Consider the following 16,911-nt stretch of genomic DNA (forward strand, 5'->3'; position numbering starts at 1 on the left):
TCCTGAGAAAGAGCACGTTAACGAAAGGTATTATGCGGAATAAATGACATCCTTAGCCCAAGTTAAAGAACTTCCGATGATTAATGTTTTAGAAAAACTGAGAGTGGTATAGAATGATAAGATGTATTAAGTATGTTGGAGAGGAGGATGTGTGTATGGCGTACATTGGTTTATTATTCATCGCAATCTCAGTATTGATTGTCGCCATCTACCTTTCATTGTTGCTGACGAAGTCTTCGAACTTATTGCTAACAGTTATGGGAACAGTAAAAGGGGTAGAGGCAGAGCTCGATAAAAGCATTGAGCAGTTATATGGAACCTTAAATGAGACTGAACAGCTGGCGACAGATGTTCAAGTGAAACTTGCTGCAACGACACCTTTATTTTCTACTATCGAAAATATCGGACGATCAAGCCAGTACTTGAGTGAAGAAGTAAACAAGCGGACAAGGCAGTTTGAAGAGGATGGTTCTCTTCCGGGGACAGAAAAGTTTGTCCAAGCCATCCAATATGGAGAGTTTGGTGCCCAAGTTTACGAATCATGGCAACGCGGCAAGGAGAGTATAAAAAATACGTAAAAGGAAATGAGGGTTGAGAATGGATCTCGTTGGAATTGGCGTCATACTTATCGGTATCGCCTTCGTCATTTTAGCTATCTATTTCGCTAAGGTATTACAACAAGTTGGAAATATTCTACAGGACGTCGACAAGACAGTAGGAGCGCTTCCGAAACAACTTGACGGCATCTTGGATGAAACAGGAAACCTAATTAAAAACAGTAATGATTCACTAGCAGACATTAATACAAAAATTGAGAATCTGACTCCATTGTTCCAAGTAATCGGTGACCTTGGAGAATCTACACACCAACTAACGTCTTCATTAGTGGACGTGTCTTCGTCTGTTCAACAAAAGGGAGATCACACGGACACATCAGAGCAAAACAAGAAACTAGGTGGCCTCTACGGTTCCGCTATGTTAGGTTATTATATCTTTAAGAAGCGTAAACAATCTGTGAGTGCGGCGAAGGATCGTGCAGAGCAGGCGGCCCCACGAAAAAAGTTACCAGCACCGGAAAATGCGTCCTACTAAGTACTGACAAAGACTGAAGGTCAAGCCCAATTGGGCTTGATCTTCAGTCTTTTTTTAGGTTAGGGATGTTGGGAAGATGACTTTGATTGGAAAGTTAGACGAGAAGTGGATTTGCGCATTAAACTAGATTCGAAGCTGATGGATGACTCTAGTGCTCAGTCAAATGTTCCAATATACAATCAGGCGCAATTGCGGTATTAGGGAAGGGAGAGTAGTACATTTAAGGAAAAATGCTGAATTAATTTCCCATCTCCTATCCTTTTCATTTGGGTTACTACACTTGCGACAAATTTAACAGGAGACAAACGACTTACAAGAGAAAATAAATCGCCTGATTTGCGTGATAATTAGATGGTTAAAAAATGGGTACATAGCATTTAAAAGACCACTAATTCATTTGCGAATTAGTGGTCTGTTTTATGTTTTATATGAGTGGACGGAACAAGTCTTCCACTTACGGGCGCATCTTTTTAAGCTCTTTACGCTGTTGCATTAAATAAAACACCAACGTAGCTACTCCATACAACCCTTTATACTCTTTCTCGCGGACGAACTCACTCGCATTCCCTACACGATCCTTAAACCGAATCGTTGTATCGAGTGCGGCATTCGTCACTTCACGTGAAGCCTCGCCGACATCTCCGACAATCTGAAAGACCGGTGTCACTTCATAAATTTGCTTGTTTACATTGCTAATTGTATCATTCGTCGTATGAAGAATTTGCTGTGTCTGACCCGTCACTTCCTCTACCGTTGACGGCAGGGCATCGGTCGTCTTCTTGACACTTTCCAATACTTCGGTCAGTTTCCCAAGTGGTTTAATTAACACGATAGAGACAATAATTAGCGCGATGCCGATCAGCAATACGCCTATACCTAGTACCCAATCCATCAAATTCACCTCTCTCTGTTATTCTGTTTCATCTTATAGTACATTTTTGACGCTACTTCAGACAATGCAGTCGTTTGCTCCATCAACTTGGCATACTTGCCAGGGGGCGCTGATACTTGATCCGCCATTTTAGCGATAGAGTTCTGCACATACTGGGTAGATTCGCGAAGTTCTTTCGCTGAAGCTGCCAATCCTTCTACTGATTGCAGTTTTGCGTTCGCATCATCCGCAATTTGGTTCGTCTGAGTCATGAGCTGATCGGCTTTATCTGTGATACCGCCCACTTTCAGTTCCACTCGTTTCATCGTTTCTTTTACATCTGTCATTGCTTCTTTGACCGCTTTGGCTGTTTTAATAATAGCAATTGCGATAACTACTAAAGCCGCAACGGCGACTATGGCACTAATATACAAGAGCACCTTCAATCTAGTCACCTCCACATAATAAGTGCGTTTCTAACTTGAACGCCTAACTTCCGTCGAAACGGGTAAACGTTCTATATCCTTGTCATTCCACAAATGAAAGTAATCTAAACACTGGTATGCTAATTAACTAGAAAAACTATATTTCTATACCTACATGGGAGTACAACACCTGAAATATGATATAATCTTCAAAACAAACATTAAAGGGGTGAAATGAATGCCTTGTAAAGGTTGCGTGATCCAGGACATTGTGTATGAAGTGTCATTTGATAAGTGTAAGCAAACAGCATTATTCGATTCAATAGAAGATCATTTGAAGCGAGTCCTTATGCTGGTGAACCAGGAAGATCAAACATTTCATGTAAAAGAACAAGGGATAAAAGAATTATACGACTTTTGTGTCGATCATGCAGTAGAAATGGATTCAATTCGTTTTCGTCTTGACCAAACCGACTGGCGGCCGCTCTCTGAAGTCATGCAAGTAGTCGAAATGCAGTGGATTGATCAAGTCATTTCAGATCAACAATTGACGAGCCATTATCAGCCTATTGTTACACCTGACCTCGAAATTTATGCGTATGAATTACTCGCGCGTTTCTATCATAAAGACGGTAGAGTGATTTATCCGAATGAAATTTTCACCGCGGCAAAAGAACGCGGTAGATTATATGCCCTTGACAGAGTATGTCGTCTGACGGCAGTCCGCTATGCAAAACATATTGCGCAAAAAGCATTTATTAATTTCATTCCAACATCTATCTATTCGCCGGAGTTTTGCTTGCGATCGACGATTAATGTAGCCTACGATTTGGGAATTGACCCACACCGTTTGATTTTTGAAGTAGTGGAGTCGGAAAAAGTGGAAGACATGGACCATCTAAAAACTATTTTGGAGTACTATCACTCAAGAGGATTCGAATATGCGCTCGATGATGTGGGGGAAGGCTATAACACGGTTGAAGTGCTCTCTTTCCTTCGTCCGAACTATATGAAGCTTGATATTAAGTATGTACAAGGTGTCGCGACTGATTCCGATAAGCAACTTATAGCAGCGGAGTTTCTAGAAAAAGCGCTGGCGGTGAATTCGATTCCGTTAGCAGAGGGGATTGAAACGGTAGAAGATTTTGAATGGTTGAAAGCGAAAGGGTATCAATTATTCCAAGGCTATTTATTTGGTAAACCATCAGCCGTTCCGCAAGTTGAAATTACCATCTAGTGCAGGCGAGTTGTCGAGGACAATTCGTTTACACCGAATTTAGTTTAATGTTAAACTAAATAGGAAAAGGAGATGGTATATATGAAATTAAATAAAAAAATCGCAATGATCACAGGCGGTGCTGGCGGCATCGGATTAGGAATCGCTACAGCCTTTGTGAAAGAAGGAGCGACCGTCGCCATCGTCGACTTGAACAAAGATGCAGGCGAAGCGGCTATTGAACAACTGCAGAAAATCTCTCCGCAATCGATCTTTCTTCAAGCGGACTTATCGGTACAAAAAGAATTACCGTCACTTGTTGAGCAAGTCGTAACAACACTCGGTAAACTGGATATTTTAGTAAACAATGCACATGCCTCACGTATGAAATCCATCGAAGAGATGACGCAAGCGGACATAGATCTCTCATTCAATACAGGATTCTATCCGACGTTTTATTTGATGCAAGCTGCTCTTCCGCATTTGAAAGAGTCAAAAGGAACCGTTATCAACTTCGCTTCTGGCGCAGGATTAAATGGCGATGTGAACCAAGGTTCATACGCTGCAGCGAAAGAAGCCATTCGCGGGATCACTAGAGTGGCGGCGAATGAATGGGGACAATACGGCATCACGTGTAATCTGATTTCACCCATTGCCAAAACACAAGGAATTGAGCAATGGGGACAAGAGAATCCCGAATCTTACAAAGCGATCCTTGCGAAAAATCCACTTGGGCGCCTTGGTGATCCGGAACAAGACATCGGTCGCACCGCAGTATTCCTAGCGAGCGAAGACGCTTCTTACATCACGGGTCAAACGATGATGGTAGATGGCGGTTCTATCAAATTACGCTAATAAACTTTTACGGCTATCCTGATTTTTTGGGTAGCCTTTTTTGTATGTGGGAGTATGAGCGGGTGGGGCTGTAGATAGAGCGGCTAGCGTGTGGTGTAGAGCGAACGTGGTGGGAGTATGAGCGGGTGGGGCTGTAGATAGAGCGGCTAGCGTGTGGTGTAGAGCGGTCGTGGCGGGTGAGTATGAGCGCATGCGGCTGTAGATAGAGCGGCTAGCGTGTGGTATAGAGCGAACGTGGCGGGGGTATGAGCGTATGCGGCCGTTGATAGAGCGGCTAGCGTGTGGTTTAGAGCGGCCGTGGCGGATGTATGAGCGCATTCGCAACAACCTAACCATTATCTCCCCCAAACCTCTAAAAAAAGCTGCTCCATTAACGGAACAGCTTTTTTCAAACGAATGTGTTATTTAACTTCGTGTAAATTTGGACTAAACTATTTCGTTCAGCAGCCGATAAATGACTGAAGAACTCCGATCGCACCTGTATTCCGAATTTCTGCGCTTCGGTCAAAATTTCTAAGCCTTCGGGTGTTATATTCCAATACTTTGTTCGACGGTCTTGTTCATCATTACGTAACGTAATATACTCGCTTTTAATGAGTTTTGATGACAAATGCGTTAATGAGGCGGGTGTGAAGCCTAGTGTCTCAGCTAAATCAGAAGGACGTTGCTCACCTTTTTTATGTAACTCTAGCAACACGAGAATATGGGAGATTCCTAGAGACAGCTTGGATTCTTGCTGGAAACGGATCAACATTTTATTTGTCACTTGATCCATCAAATGTACCAAATTGAAAATTGTCTGGTCTTCATTCAAAAAAGAACACCTCCCTTTCCTTCAAAAAACTTTATGCTTATATATTATTATCATACCTATAGTATATATGAAATAAAACAGTTGTGACACGATTAACATACTTACATCCCATACAATATGTTAAAATCAAAAAGTTTTTTATTTTCTCCTTTTTAATTATAGACTGATAGCGTATGATAAAGACAACGAATGAACTAGATGAAACAAATAGGAAGGGTGGGCATAAGGTTTGATGAAAGTTAAAGATTCGTTAACATTTCAGCTAGGTACGATTATAGCTGGGATCTTGGTAGTGATGTTAGCCATTACATCACTAGCTACATATAAGACGGCTTATGATAAATTGTATGACGCTGCAGGAATTGAGGCATACGGCTGTGCCAATATTACTACTGGATTGATTCGACCTGGTGATTTGGAAAAGGCATTGGCTGGCGATGTCGATACACAAGATGAGCTGGGAAAGACGTTGAACTGGACAACCGAACATAAGAATATATTTGAAACACAATATATTTTGGATTTGGATGGAAAGCTCGTTGCTCTAGATGATAATTTGAGAGCTAAAGGGTTTAAGCCGGGAGATCAGTTCCATTTAGATGAAGAAGCGATTGCAGATCTACTAGAACATCGACATTCGACATATTCTCAACCTTACGAGTATGGCGACATGGAGCGGCTTTCAGGTTATGCGCCACTATATAAAGATCAGGATGCCAGTAAGGAAATCATCGCATTCAGCGTAATTGATTTCGATGCCGACATTGTCAAACACCGTACATGGGATGTCGTTCGCGACGGAATTTTGATCAGCATTATTCCTATGATACTTGCTTCAATCGGAACAGGATTCCTCATTCGCCGGAAGACGAAGCCGATTACAAGCTTAATTGAGCAGGCGAAGAAAATTGCGGATGGCGACTTGGCGGTTCAACCGACAGAAGTGAAGTCACAAGACGAAGTGGGAGACTTGGCTCGTACACTGAATCGTATGACGGCGAATCTACAAGACATGATCGCGACGATGAATACGACATCGCAGCATTTATCTGAAAACGCGGGAGAAACTTCTGCATCACTTTCTGAAATGCGTGAAGCGATTACGATGGTTGCGAATAATATCGAAGAAGTCGTCACGGCCGTCACGGATGGTACGTCAAATGCCCAGCATGCAACAGGTATTCTTGCGGGATTGGCAAGTGGTTTGAGCAACACGAAACAAAGTGCCGATTCAATGCTCGTTAACTCCAATGAAACGATGAAAATTGCACTAGAAGGCGCAAAACGCGCAGAAGAAATTAGCCACGATATGGAATTAATTCGAAATGGATCGCAAGAAGTTGGAGATACAATCCAAAACTTGGTTGAATCTACGACGAAGATCCAAAATATTACGGGGTCCATCGCGGGAATCGCAGCTCAAACGAATTTACTTGCGCTGAATGCATCAATTGAAGCGGCACGTGCAGGTGAACATGGTAAAGGCTTTGCGGTAGTGGCGGAAGAAGTACGGAACTTGGCTGAGCAATCGAATCAGGAAGTACTTGAAGTAGAGAAGCTGGTGAAGGATATTTCTGACCGTATCCAGCAAGTCATTACTTCCACATCGGAAAATACGAAACACATCACGAAGGGTACAGAAACAGTGAAGCTTACGTCTCAGTCATTGAGTAATATTTCCGTGGCGGTTGGAGAAACCGTTAAGGAAATCAAGAATATCTCGAACTTGATGACGTCGGAAGCTATGAAATCAACAGAAGCAGTGCAGTTGATCGAACATTTAACACACGCTGTACAAAATATTGAAGACATGACGAATAATATTGCAGCAGCCGCTGAGCAAACGACAGCGAGCATAGAAGAAATTTCAGAACGTTCTACGCAGACCAATCAAATGGCGCGTGAACTAGAAGTGTTTGTCGGTTCATTCAAATTACCTAAATAAACACTCGGCCATCGCTCGCAAAGCGATGGTCTTTTTAACCATTGATTTTAGAATGTATGTTCTGTATAATACGAACGTACATACGCTTGAGAAATGGGGAATATCTGATGGAAAGGAACCGAGATAGAGGGAAATTGAAGTGGACGTCGCTCATGCTGCCTGAACACCTTGAAAGACTACGTGATTGGCAACGGGAAGATGAGTATATAGAACGGCCTGAGTTAACCGATTGGGAGCTACAAACGATGCAGGAGACACTTGAAGTGGCGTGGCGCAGGCGTGTCGAGACATCGATTAAAACTTGGCATGATGGGGAAGTTCGCTTTCATCAGGGAGAGATTGAAGCGCTCGACTTGCGGACGATGACGATCAGGCTGCGCGATCCGTTCGGAACGGAAAGAATTCATGTAGAGGATGTGATAGACGTCCAGTTATCGAAAGAAACGGGTGGTGTATAGGCAAAAATAAAAGCCGTCTGCAAAGGCAGACAGCTTAATCTCTGAAAAATACTTTTTCTACGTTGTACTTTGCTTGTTCCGTATTGATTACGTACGTTTCGTAGATTTCGCGTTCCATTGGATCATCGATGATAATAGCAGAAATTTTCGCTACTTCTTCACGGTGATTACGTAATGGAGACACTTGGTCTTCAAAATGCTTTTTCAGACGTGGACGCAATTTTCGTGCTTTTCCTACGAATAATAACTCGTCGCTTTGGTTGAAGAACAACAAAAGGCCGCCTTTATCACGTGGAATATCATGAAAATCGATGAAACCATAGATTGGCTTAATCGGTGTTTCATCCGGTCCCATTTCTTGTTTTCTGCGAACGATTGTTACGTCCGGTTTAGGTAGTGTAATATTGATCATTTTACTTCACATCCTTATATCAGTCAGTGTTTATCCTATCATACGACCAAAAAAAAAGCGAGAAACTTTCTTTACATCCCTTGCATATAGTAAACAAATGTCTCGGGAAGGATGAACTGATGAGAAACCCTGCCGTTATAGAAACGTATCACATATCGAATACCAAGCCGAAAGTGGATGTGTATTATCCCGTCATCACGCAGCTGGATGATCCAAAAATTCAACAGAAACTAAATCAAGTGCTATTCAAGGAAATGAATAACATGCTAACAGACAATAATTATTATGATCCAAGTCTTGTCGAGATGGTCGCAACGTATGAAATGAAAAATAATCAACGTGATCTTTTCAGTATCAACTTGATCGTCTACTCGTTTACTGGTGGAGCGCATGGAATGACTTACGTTAAATCTCTGACATTTGATACGAAGACGGGAAGGCAATACAATTTGCAAGATATGTTCAAGCCAGGCAGTCCTTATGTGCAGCGGATATCTGAATATATTAGACGCCATATTCAGCAATGGAAAACTCCAGTGCTTGAGCCATTCACTAAAATCAAGCCTGATCAGGATTTCTATATCGCAGACACGAGTCTGGTTGTCTATTTCCAACTATACGAAATTTCACCTTACGTAGCCGGCTTCCCTTATTTTCCGATACCTTTGCTTGATTTACAAGATATCATCAAACCAAATAGTCCAGCAGACCGAATGTTGCCGTTTATAGGAAATTAAAAGATCTGTATAAACAAATGTATGGGCTTACATGACAGAGTAGTGTTATAATTTTGACATAAGAACTACACAAAAGAGGTGGAAACTATGCTAAGAAATTTCTTTATCGGTTTATCTGAAAATCAACTACTGAATCAAGCTGCCCAAAAATACGGCTTTCAATTAGGAGCACAACAAGTGGTGGCGGGAACTAACATCGAAGAAATGATTGACAGTGTCAAAGAGCTCAATCAAGCAGGTATTTCATGTACGATTGATAATCTAGGTGAATTTGTGTACGAAAAGAGCGAGGCTGTTGAAGCGAAAGGACAAATCTTAAGCGTAGTGGACGCAATCCAAGAACATCGAGTGGATGCGCACATCTCGATCAAACCATCACAACTCGGATTGGATATTGATTATGCATTTTGCAAAGAACAGGTAGAGGAAATCGTTAAATATGCAAATCAAGTAGGTATATTTGTTAATTTAGACATGGAAAATCACTCACGACTTGAACCAACGTTCCGTTTAGTAGACGAATTAAAAGCAAAAGGCTTTGAAAACGTCGGAACCGTAATCCAAGCCTATTTTTATCGCGCATTAGATGATACGAAAAAATACAACGACACACGCATGCGTCTAGTAAAAGGTGCGTATAAAGAGTCACCGGATGTTGCGTTTATCAATAAACAAGAAATCGACGAAAATTATATAAAAATTATTGAAGAACACTTATTACATGGAAACTTCACGTCGATTGCGACGCATGATCATACGATTATTCATCATGTGAAGCAGTTTGTAAAAGAGCATGATATTTCATATGATCAATTCGAGTTCCAAATGCTTTACGGTTTTCGCCATGATTTACAGCTACAATTAGCGAAAGAGGGCTATAATTTCTGTACATACGTGCCGTTTGGCGAGGACTGGTACGGGTACTTCATGCGAAGATTGGCGGAGCGTCCGCAGAATATGAACTTGATGGTGAAGCAAGTGTTTAACAAGAAGACGAATACTATGATTGGCTTAGTCGCCGGCGCATTTGTGCTGGGACGATTGAGCAAGCGTAAAAGTGAAGAGAAACCAGATGATGGTTGGGTAAAGTATCGCTAAATAGTAGAATAAAGCAACGTGAATCGACGTTACAGGTGGATGCCGCTCATAGATTCGTTCAAGCGCTCATAAAATATGTTTGAACGCTCTATGATACGTGATATCCGCTCTATCGTCGTCCGCAAGCGCTCTATGACGATCGATTACCGCTCTATCAAGGCATGTAACCGCTCAATGTAGGGTCGCGTCTTTACTATTTTGAAACGTAAAGCGAAGCGTTAGAAGCTTATCTTTAACTTAAATCCCGGACCATCTAACCATGATCCTTTGACTTTCCAGCGTCCAAAACACTGCTTTCCTTGCAGTGTTTTTTGTATCCGCTTTACAGAAAACATGGGAAATAGTAGTGTTAAAGATAGTTAAAGTACTATTCACTCTTCATTACACTAAAGATTAGGGGAAGAGCTGATGAAAGCCAGGACGATTACAATGTGGATTTTACAAATTTTGATGTAGAAAGCGATAGCGACACATTGTGCATTCTGTATGATAAGAATCAAGACAAAGAAGAATCGAAAATTTTTCAGGGACAGCAATTCCGCGAAGTATAAGTAGACAAAGAGTATAAGATCATCGAACTATTCTAGTATGGAGACATGGCAGCATCCACTTATGTCTTTTCATAATGTGTATAAAACGAAACGAAATGAGGACGGTTATGAACATTATCGAAGCGAACATTTCCGATATCCCTGTCATCCGTGACGTGATGATCCGGGCGTTCCGGGAATACGAGAAGGCCACACCACCGACGAGCGCGTTGGAGGAGACCGTCGAGAGTATCACGGCTGAAATGCAAAACGGTGTACAGGCGTTGATTGGCTACATGGAAGAAGAACCCGTCGCGATGGTCCGTTTTCGATTGGAAGACGAAAGCCTCTATTTCTCTAGATTCTCTGTCGTGCCGGAAAGACAAGGACAAGGTATTGCGAAAAAAATACTGCGGTTTTTAGAGGAGTATGCGACGCAACAAGGGAAGAGAGTAGTAGCATGCAAAGTACGCGCGGATGTGCCGAAAAACATCTCACTCTATCAATCGATCGGCTATCACGTGCGTGAGGAATCGGTATTACATAGAACGGATGGCACGTCGATTGTCGTAGTTTCCATGGAGAAATCACTTTCCTAAGCAATGGGAGGTAGTGCAAGTGGCAAAACACAAGAAAATTACTCGCGATGTATTGCAATATTTGGGACTCTTTATTGTATTGGGAACAAACATTGTGCGTCTGGTACTCTATAGTACTGGGGTTGCGTATACGATTCCAGAAACGACGTTTAATGTGTGGACGTATACAGCAATGGGAGTAGCAATGGCTTTGTTGCTAGTGTCTTATCTGTTTCCGAAAAGGAAGCAGTCAGCATAAATTGTGAGAGGAGGAGATACATATGCACCACAACAACTTATTTTTTTCGTTTCTATCTATTTTAAATGTATTCATTTACATCATTCCGCTAGCATTCCTATTATTCACTATATGGTTTGCGCTGAAATTCCTTAAACTACAAGAACGCAAGAATGCAATCCTTCAATCAATCGCAGAGAGACTAGACAAGCAGAAATAAAAAGAACCATTTTCAAATCAAATTCTGCATGTCTCGGATGTAGCGGATCGACATCAGATGTACATTTTAAGCTCATTGAAGAAAAGAAAGAGCGCATTTTTTAATGCAGATAGGATAAGAAATCAAATAAGGATTGAATATAGCCGACAATAGGATATTCAATAAAATAGATAAGGAGAGGATCTCGTGCTTCGAAAACTATTTTATATTACGTTTTTGGCAGTCATATTGGTAGGTTGCCAGACAGCAGATAAGAATACTACATCGAATACCCCACGAGAGGCACTGGAGCAGCTTCATGCAGAGGAAGGTTTTGCGGAAGTGGTGAAAGTGTATCGTACGTTGGAAGTCGATAATAATAAAGTAATCAATGTCTATAAAGGGATACTGGACGGCACGGAAGAAATATTTATTGCAAAGTTGAACAAAGAGAAAGATGACACGTGGACGGTAACGGATGCGATTGGCATCGGCATGCCTTCCGAGAAGAACTTAGGTGAAAGTGTCAAAACTTCTTCGTTTGAAGCGGGTTTTACAAAGAAAAATAACGCACCGAGTCCCAATACTAAATTGGTTCAGACGGATGATAAAAAGTATCGGGTATGGGTGAAAGTACTCGAGTAAAATGAAAAGACCGCCTGCGCGGTCTTTTTTCATTGTCTGCCAAGTAAAATCACGAAATAGACAACCATCGCAAGTAATCCAAGGGGTACACCGACCCGCGCCCACTCCCCACTGCGGATATTGAGTTTACCTGCCGCAATGATATTCGGGATATTTCCGGGAATCAACATCCCGCCACTAATTAGCAAGCCGAGTAGTAGCGCTTGGATCGTTGATGCGTCCATCGCGGGACTGATTTCTGCAGCAGCAAGCGTCGCGTTGTCGAGTACAGCTGAAATCATATTGATCCAGTAAAGCGTCAATGGCTGAAGATCGAGTAAGTAAAGGGTGATCAATGGCTCAAATCCTGCACCAAGCAGTGTCAATGCCAAAACAAATATATACACTTTTACGCCACGTCCGAAAATACTTATGTACGACTCTGCCGCTTGTCCGGAAGAACGGTACCGCGAGCGGTTGCGTGGGCGAATCAGGAAGAATGCGAGCAGTCCAAAGACGAAGACACCGGCTATAATATCGGTTCCAAGCAAGTTCATTAAGTAATAAAAGTCTTCATCCAGTTTATTCGTCGCAATCGTTGAAAGCGGCTCCCCGATTGGTGTCAGCACCGCACCCATGCCGATTGCGTAACACGCCAAGATCACAAAACGAATTTCTGAACGTCTGTCCATTTGCAAGACGGACGCGATGGCCACGAGGACTAACGCTGCAATAATGGCCGTGATAACACTAGAAATCAATCCCAATCCCATAATAATCAGCGCCAAGAATAATCGGAATGGAATAATTCGGCTACCTGCTACTACCGCTTTCTCAAATGGATGTCGTATCCAGCGAAAGACTATTCCCGCCACAAGAACGGCGAGCGTAATATGCAAGGGATCGCGTAACGCCTTATTCCACAACTCCCACTGCAACACCCCACTAACAAATGCCGCAGCACACCCCATAACGAATAAAAACAGCTCCAAATTACGTTCAATACGAGAAACCGTAAACGGCAGCAATAACACCAAACCTAAAATAATGAGCAAACCAGTGACCATAGGTATCTCCTTTCATCAATCTTTCTTCTACACTGTATGCAAAAAGCCGATTCATCTTGCATAGAGTCTGAATAGAATAGATAAAGAGGGGGACACGCATTGGAAGTTTCAGATATTGTACTGATCCCTGTTATTATTGGGTTAACGGAAATTTTAAAGATGTATGGTCTGCCGAAAAAACTGATTCCGATCTTTTCCTTACTATTAGGCATCGGTGGCGGGATCTTCTACCTGTTTCCAAATGATTGGAAGTCGGGGATACTGGGCGGGATTATTATGGGATTGTCAGCAAGCGGGTTGTATTCGAGTGGGAAGACGATTGTTAAGAAGCCACCGTGTGATGAGGAAGATGAGAAGTGACTTCTATAGAAAAGAACTCCCTGTTTATGTCGTGACTGGACATGAATGGGGAAATGAAGGAAAAGTTGTAGGTGGAAATTTCAACACTTCAACAGACATGACCTAGATTATTCACCAGACAATTAAAAATCCCACTAAAAAGCATTCGCGTCGGCTTTTGAGTGAGTTGGTGAATAATCAAGGTTATTGTTTGTTTCGCAACCCCAATGATACACGAAATTTTATAGTGGCATTTTTTATTTACATTTAGGTGGCTAACCTGATTCTACAATTGACCTCTAGTAGTTTGATGGAGATTTTGTCCTCTGTATCATATAAATGCAATCTTATGTATTACGTTTTAGTGAAATACAATAAGTTTAAAAATTCATTTATGGAGTACTGGTTAAACATCTAAGTATTCAGTTTATTTATAAATATAAATTCTGTATGTCTAAATTGCTTAAAGAGAAAGTGTAACTATATGTTGTTGTAAGCGTTCTAATGGGTTATACAAGTAAATATTTTTTGATTGGGGGGCCTGTCTAAGATTCCGAGTAGTCGGATAATAATGATTTTCTAATCTATTTTGAGGAAGTAATAATAGTGGTTAGAAGAAAAACACAATACTACTACTTTGTATTCATAATTTGGTTTATGATGTTATTTCCTTCAGTATCACATGCGGATATATTCCCAAGAAATCGAGCAGATAATGGACATGTTCAAGCATTTTTTAGTAGTTCAGTAGCCACATATGGATATACCACTATTTACAGGACTGCACAAGATAGGTGGCGAGGAATTTCAAGTAATGTAACTCTTGAGAGAACATTATCTACTAATGGTTCTCCAGATTTATACAATGTGTCAGGGTTAAGGAAGGAAGGAGCTGGAGGGGGAAGGTTACTTGGTCAAGCGGCTTATTACTCTGCTTCAGATTCTCCAACAGGGAATCAAACCGACTGGCAGTATGTTGTGATAACTCTATACCATAATAATTATGAAGATCTTAAAATGACTCCTAATCAAAGAATCGCAACTGCGGTTCATGAAGTAGGACATACGTTAAAATTGGAACACCCTGGACCGCAAGTACCATTAAATGGTCGAAGTTCGATAATGGTTCAAGGTATAAAAGATGCCACTTATCCTCAAGGTTATGATGAAATAGAGTTACGTAGAAAATGGGGTAATTAAAAATTCAACATCAAAAGAAAGGGGTTGGTCGCTTTGACTTTGAAAATAAAGAAGATACCTTTATTAATTATTATTTCTATATACTTAACTGCATGTGGTACCGCAAATACAAAACAGACCGATTTGTCCGGAGTTGATTTGAATGATGGAGAGAAAGAATGGTACGAATATGAACTAGTGATGCCCTCGGCTGATTTTCTCGAACCACAAAACTTTGATGAAATTCAAAAAAACAGCTCTGCTATAGTAATAGCAAAAACGAATGAATCACTATCAGAAAGGAAATCAACTGTTCGTAACAATGAAACTGGCCATGTAGAAACATTTTATACTGACACGACAATTGAGATTATAGATATTTTAGAACAAAGTAGCGACTCGGAAATTTCGAAAGGTGATAAGGTAAGCTATCGGGAATACTATGCGCTTAGAGAAGATAATGATCGAGAATATATCCTCATTTACGATAACTATACACCTTTAAAGAAAGGAAGCGGATATATACTTGTTATGACAAAGAGTGAGGAGAATAATGAATTATATTACAATGAGGCATGGAATTTAGCGAAGTTTAATATAGATGGAACAGATCCGTATGATTTTTTATTTGACCCACAGCAATCGAATTCCTTATCATCTAACGTAAATGAATCATTGAACGGAGTCCAGCAGATTGACAAAATACAAAAAGCGTTTTCTTCCTATTCCGTCAAGAAAGATGGGAACAGTGCATATTCACTAAATCAACTATTTACTGATAAAATGAGATTCTATCAAGAACTTGAACAGAAATACTCAGAAAAATTGAATGAATAGGTATTACAGTTAAGATGGAGATGTCATAAGGGGCATCTATAAGTGAGAATTGTTTTCTTTTGAATTAAGGTACTGGTCCCGACACAATCCAGAAACGATTCTTAATTAATATAGATTTGCGTGCGGACCTGGTACCTTTATTAATCATTCGCTAACAGTTCCTACTGCCAAGCCTGCAGTGGACTTTCACCACCGAGTATTTGCCCATGCAGGGTGCAGTTCAAAATCGTCAATGACGGCTATTCATCGTCCCCTTAAACGTATGAAGCGATCTATAACTTTTATTGTTAATTACTAAATAATCATCAAGCTATTATGAGAGAAGCAGGGCTTATATGAAATCAAGCATATTCGATTTTCCCACGGAGGTATAATCTTGTTTCATAGATGTTTCAGCTTCCTCATGGCTGTTTGAATGATCCGATCCTCCATGCCCTGAGAAAAGGAAATTTGAGCCTTCGAAGTTTTTATTATGTACAGGCCAAGAGCGTGAGAATCTTCTAAGGGAATGAGGTTGTTTTATAAAGGTTGAAGTGTGACGGGGACAATAGTTAACTTTGCTTGAGACATAAGAAAGCACTTCCTTGATACAATGATTGTACCAAGGAAGTGCTGTGTTTTAATGTGCGTCGTTTGATTGGGAGCTTAGGATATATGTTTAAGAATCCTGATGGTCAAAGAATTGATTCCTAATCTATATCAGTTACTTGATAGACTTTCAAAAAGTACATTTGCGGATCTTGTCTAAAAGCGCTTGAAACGGCACATCTCACTAAAACAGAAATCCATTCTAAGTACAGCGTCTATTGATTTTACCCCGCAAAAACTATAAGCTAGTTAATAGTTGCCTAGAGTGTTTTGGTTCTTTGTCCCGTAAACAAAGAATAAATAGAAATCAGGTGAGAATCCTGAGCGGTCCGGCCACTGTAATGGGGAAATATGCCCCTAAGTCAGGAGCCTTGCCAAAGTATGTAAGCATGACACCTTCATGGTCCCCATCTCATTCAAGAGGTGGGGATTTTTTGAATTCAAAACCACACTGCCACTGAAGAAACCGCTCCGTTTAATTTCAATGAAAAGGTAGAGGCTTCCGCGCTAAAACTAGCTGGCGGACCGATCCACTATACGTCGTCACTGTAAATCATTTAGACGATTCTCTCATTCCCCAGGAAATGAATGGGATGCTAAATGGCAAAGGACTGAATGACTTTACAGGCAGGATCACATTCATTGAAGGTATGAACGACATTCAATTCCAAGGTTGTCGCAGGTTTGGTCATCGTGGTAATGAGTAGGATGAAAAAAAGAAGGCATCAAAGAGAGTAGAGCGATATAATGAAGAAAGATCTAGTAGCCGTAGCGTTAGTCAATACGAACTGCAGGGCGGTGATGAAGTA

The 16,911-nt window shown here is 41.1% G+C and carries 20 protein-coding genes and 1 riboswitch; of the genes, 15 read left to right on the forward strand and 5 right to left on the reverse strand.

What is annotated here, in order from left to right; translation table 11 throughout:
* Nucleotides 1–155: 155 nt before the first annotated feature.
* Nucleotides 156–578 (forward strand): DUF948 domain-containing protein, encoded by a 423-nt coding sequence (locus CSV77_RS07460; RefSeq protein ID WP_158232039.1) that lies wholly within the window; start codon nucleotides 156–158, stop codon nucleotides 576–578.
* Between the two features lie 19 nt (nucleotides 579–597).
* Complete coding sequence (locus CSV77_RS07465) at nucleotides 598–1,092, forward strand: DUF948 domain-containing protein (protein WP_099672923.1); 495 nt, start codon at nucleotides 598–600, stop codon at nucleotides 1,090–1,092.
* A gap of 454 nt (nucleotides 1,093–1,546) precedes the next feature.
* On the opposite strand, the gene CSV77_RS07470 is transcribed toward CSV77_RS07465, so the two are convergent.
* Nucleotides 1,547–1,984: a DUF948 domain-containing protein gene (locus CSV77_RS07470; RefSeq protein ID WP_099636681.1), complete on the reverse strand. Its 438-nt coding sequence runs from the start codon at nucleotides 1,982–1,984 to the stop codon at nucleotides 1,547–1,549.
* A gap of 5 nt (nucleotides 1,985–1,989) precedes the next feature.
* Nucleotides 1,990–2,403 carry a DUF948 domain-containing protein gene (locus CSV77_RS07475; protein ID WP_233189586.1) on the reverse strand — a complete coding sequence of 138 codons (414 nt, stop codon included), beginning with the start codon at nucleotides 2,401–2,403 and terminating at the stop codon, nucleotides 1,990–1,992.
* 223 nt (nucleotides 2,404–2,626) lie between these two features.
* On the opposite strand from CSV77_RS07475, the gene CSV77_RS07480 reads away from it, so the two are divergent.
* Together CSV77_RS07480 and CSV77_RS07485 are read left to right on the forward strand one after the other, a co-directional pair.
* Nucleotides 2,627–3,625, forward strand: a complete 999-nt coding sequence (locus CSV77_RS07480; protein ID WP_099672924.1) for an EAL domain-containing protein — start codon at nucleotides 2,627–2,629, stop codon at nucleotides 3,623–3,625.
* 81 nt (nucleotides 3,626–3,706) lie between these two features.
* Nucleotides 3,707–4,459, forward strand: a complete 753-nt coding sequence (locus CSV77_RS07485; RefSeq protein WP_099672925.1) for an SDR family NAD(P)-dependent oxidoreductase — start codon at nucleotides 3,707–3,709, stop codon at nucleotides 4,457–4,459.
* A 388-nt stretch (nucleotides 4,460–4,847) separates the two neighbouring features.
* Here CSV77_RS07485 and CSV77_RS07490 read toward each other — a convergent pair whose 3' ends face one another.
* A complete protein-coding gene (locus CSV77_RS07490) occupies nucleotides 4,848–5,273 on the reverse strand; it encodes a MarR family winged helix-turn-helix transcriptional regulator (protein ID WP_099629857.1) in 426 nt (141 codons plus the stop codon).
* A gap of 232 nt (nucleotides 5,274–5,505) precedes the next feature.
* On the opposite strand from CSV77_RS07490, the gene CSV77_RS07495 reads away from it, so the two are divergent.
* A complete protein-coding gene (locus CSV77_RS07495) occupies nucleotides 5,506–7,218 on the forward strand; it encodes a methyl-accepting chemotaxis protein (protein WP_099672968.1) in 1,713 nt (570 codons plus the stop codon).
* A gap of 107 nt (nucleotides 7,219–7,325) precedes the next feature.
* Nucleotides 7,326–7,676: a YolD-like family protein gene (locus CSV77_RS07500; RefSeq protein ID WP_158232041.1), complete on the forward strand. Its 351-nt coding sequence runs from the start codon at nucleotides 7,326–7,328 to the stop codon at nucleotides 7,674–7,676.
* A 34-nt stretch (nucleotides 7,677–7,710) separates the two neighbouring features.
* On the opposite strand, the gene CSV77_RS07505 is transcribed toward CSV77_RS07500, so the two are convergent.
* The gene (locus CSV77_RS07505; RefSeq protein WP_099629859.1) at nucleotides 7,711–8,088 is read right to left on the reverse strand and encodes a nucleotide excision repair endonuclease; all 378 of its coding nucleotides are present in this window, start codon (nucleotides 8,086–8,088) and stop codon (nucleotides 7,711–7,713) included.
* 119 nt (nucleotides 8,089–8,207) lie between these two features.
* Here CSV77_RS07505 and CSV77_RS07510 point away from each other — a divergent pair, with 119 nt between their 5' ends.
* From CSV77_RS07510 to CSV77_RS07530, 6 genes are all read left to right on the forward strand, one after another.
* Nucleotides 8,208–8,825, forward strand: a complete 618-nt coding sequence (locus CSV77_RS07510; RefSeq protein WP_099672927.1) for a DUF3298 and DUF4163 domain-containing protein — start codon at nucleotides 8,208–8,210, stop codon at nucleotides 8,823–8,825.
* Between the two features lie 87 nt (nucleotides 8,826–8,912).
* A complete protein-coding gene (locus CSV77_RS07515; protein ID WP_099672928.1) occupies nucleotides 8,913–9,923 on the forward strand; it encodes a proline dehydrogenase family protein in 1,011 nt (336 codons plus the stop codon).
* Between the two features lie 658 nt (nucleotides 9,924–10,581).
* Nucleotides 10,582–11,052, forward strand: coding sequence for a GNAT family N-acetyltransferase (locus CSV77_RS07520; protein WP_099672929.1), 471 nt, complete (start codon nucleotides 10,582–10,584; stop codon nucleotides 11,050–11,052).
* 19 nt (nucleotides 11,053–11,071) lie between these two features.
* A complete protein-coding gene (locus tag CSV77_RS07525) occupies nucleotides 11,072–11,290 on the forward strand; it encodes an LPXTG cell wall anchor domain-containing protein (RefSeq protein ID WP_099672930.1) in 219 nt (72 codons plus the stop codon).
* A 22-nt stretch (nucleotides 11,291–11,312) separates the two neighbouring features.
* Nucleotides 11,313–11,489 (forward strand): hypothetical protein, encoded by a 177-nt coding sequence (locus tag CSV77_RS17005; RefSeq protein WP_199203718.1) that lies wholly within the window; start codon nucleotides 11,313–11,315, stop codon nucleotides 11,487–11,489.
* A 186-nt stretch (nucleotides 11,490–11,675) separates the two neighbouring features.
* Nucleotides 11,676–12,113 carry a hypothetical protein gene (locus CSV77_RS07530; protein WP_099672931.1) on the forward strand — a complete coding sequence of 146 codons (438 nt, stop codon included), beginning with the start codon at nucleotides 11,676–11,678 and terminating at the stop codon, nucleotides 12,111–12,113.
* Nucleotides 12,114–12,142: 29 nt separating this feature from the next.
* On the opposite strand, the gene CSV77_RS07535 is transcribed toward CSV77_RS07530, so the two are convergent.
* A complete protein-coding gene (locus tag CSV77_RS07535) occupies nucleotides 12,143–13,159 on the reverse strand; it encodes a DUF1646 family protein (RefSeq protein ID WP_099672932.1) in 1,017 nt (338 codons plus the stop codon).
* Nucleotides 13,160–13,258: 99 nt separating this feature from the next.
* On the opposite strand from CSV77_RS07535, the gene CSV77_RS07540 reads away from it, so the two are divergent.
* The 3 genes from CSV77_RS07540 (at nucleotide 13,259) to CSV77_RS07550 (ending at nucleotide 15,514) form a co-directional block, all read left to right on the forward strand.
* Nucleotides 13,259–13,519 (forward strand): hypothetical protein, encoded by a 261-nt coding sequence (locus CSV77_RS07540; protein ID WP_099672933.1) that lies wholly within the window; start codon nucleotides 13,259–13,261, stop codon nucleotides 13,517–13,519.
* A gap of 585 nt (nucleotides 13,520–14,104) precedes the next feature.
* Entirely contained in the window at nucleotides 14,105–14,698 is a 594-nt protein-coding gene (locus tag CSV77_RS07545) for a zinc metalloprotease (protein ID WP_099672934.1), read from the forward strand.
* A 33-nt stretch (nucleotides 14,699–14,731) separates the two neighbouring features.
* On the forward strand, nucleotides 14,732–15,514 hold the full coding sequence (locus CSV77_RS07550; RefSeq protein WP_099672935.1) for a hypothetical protein: 783 nt from the start codon (nucleotides 14,732–14,734) through the stop codon (nucleotides 15,512–15,514).
* An 842-nt stretch (nucleotides 15,515–16,356) separates the two neighbouring features.
* A riboswitch (cobalamin riboswitch) is annotated at nucleotides 16,357–16,495 on the forward strand.
* The last annotated feature ends 416 nt before the right edge of the window (nucleotides 16,496–16,911 follow it).

Origin of the sequence: Sporosarcina sp. P16b (assembly GCF_002743065.1) — a bacterium.
Lineage (GTDB): Bacteria > Bacillota > Bacilli > Bacillales_A > Planococcaceae > Sporosarcina.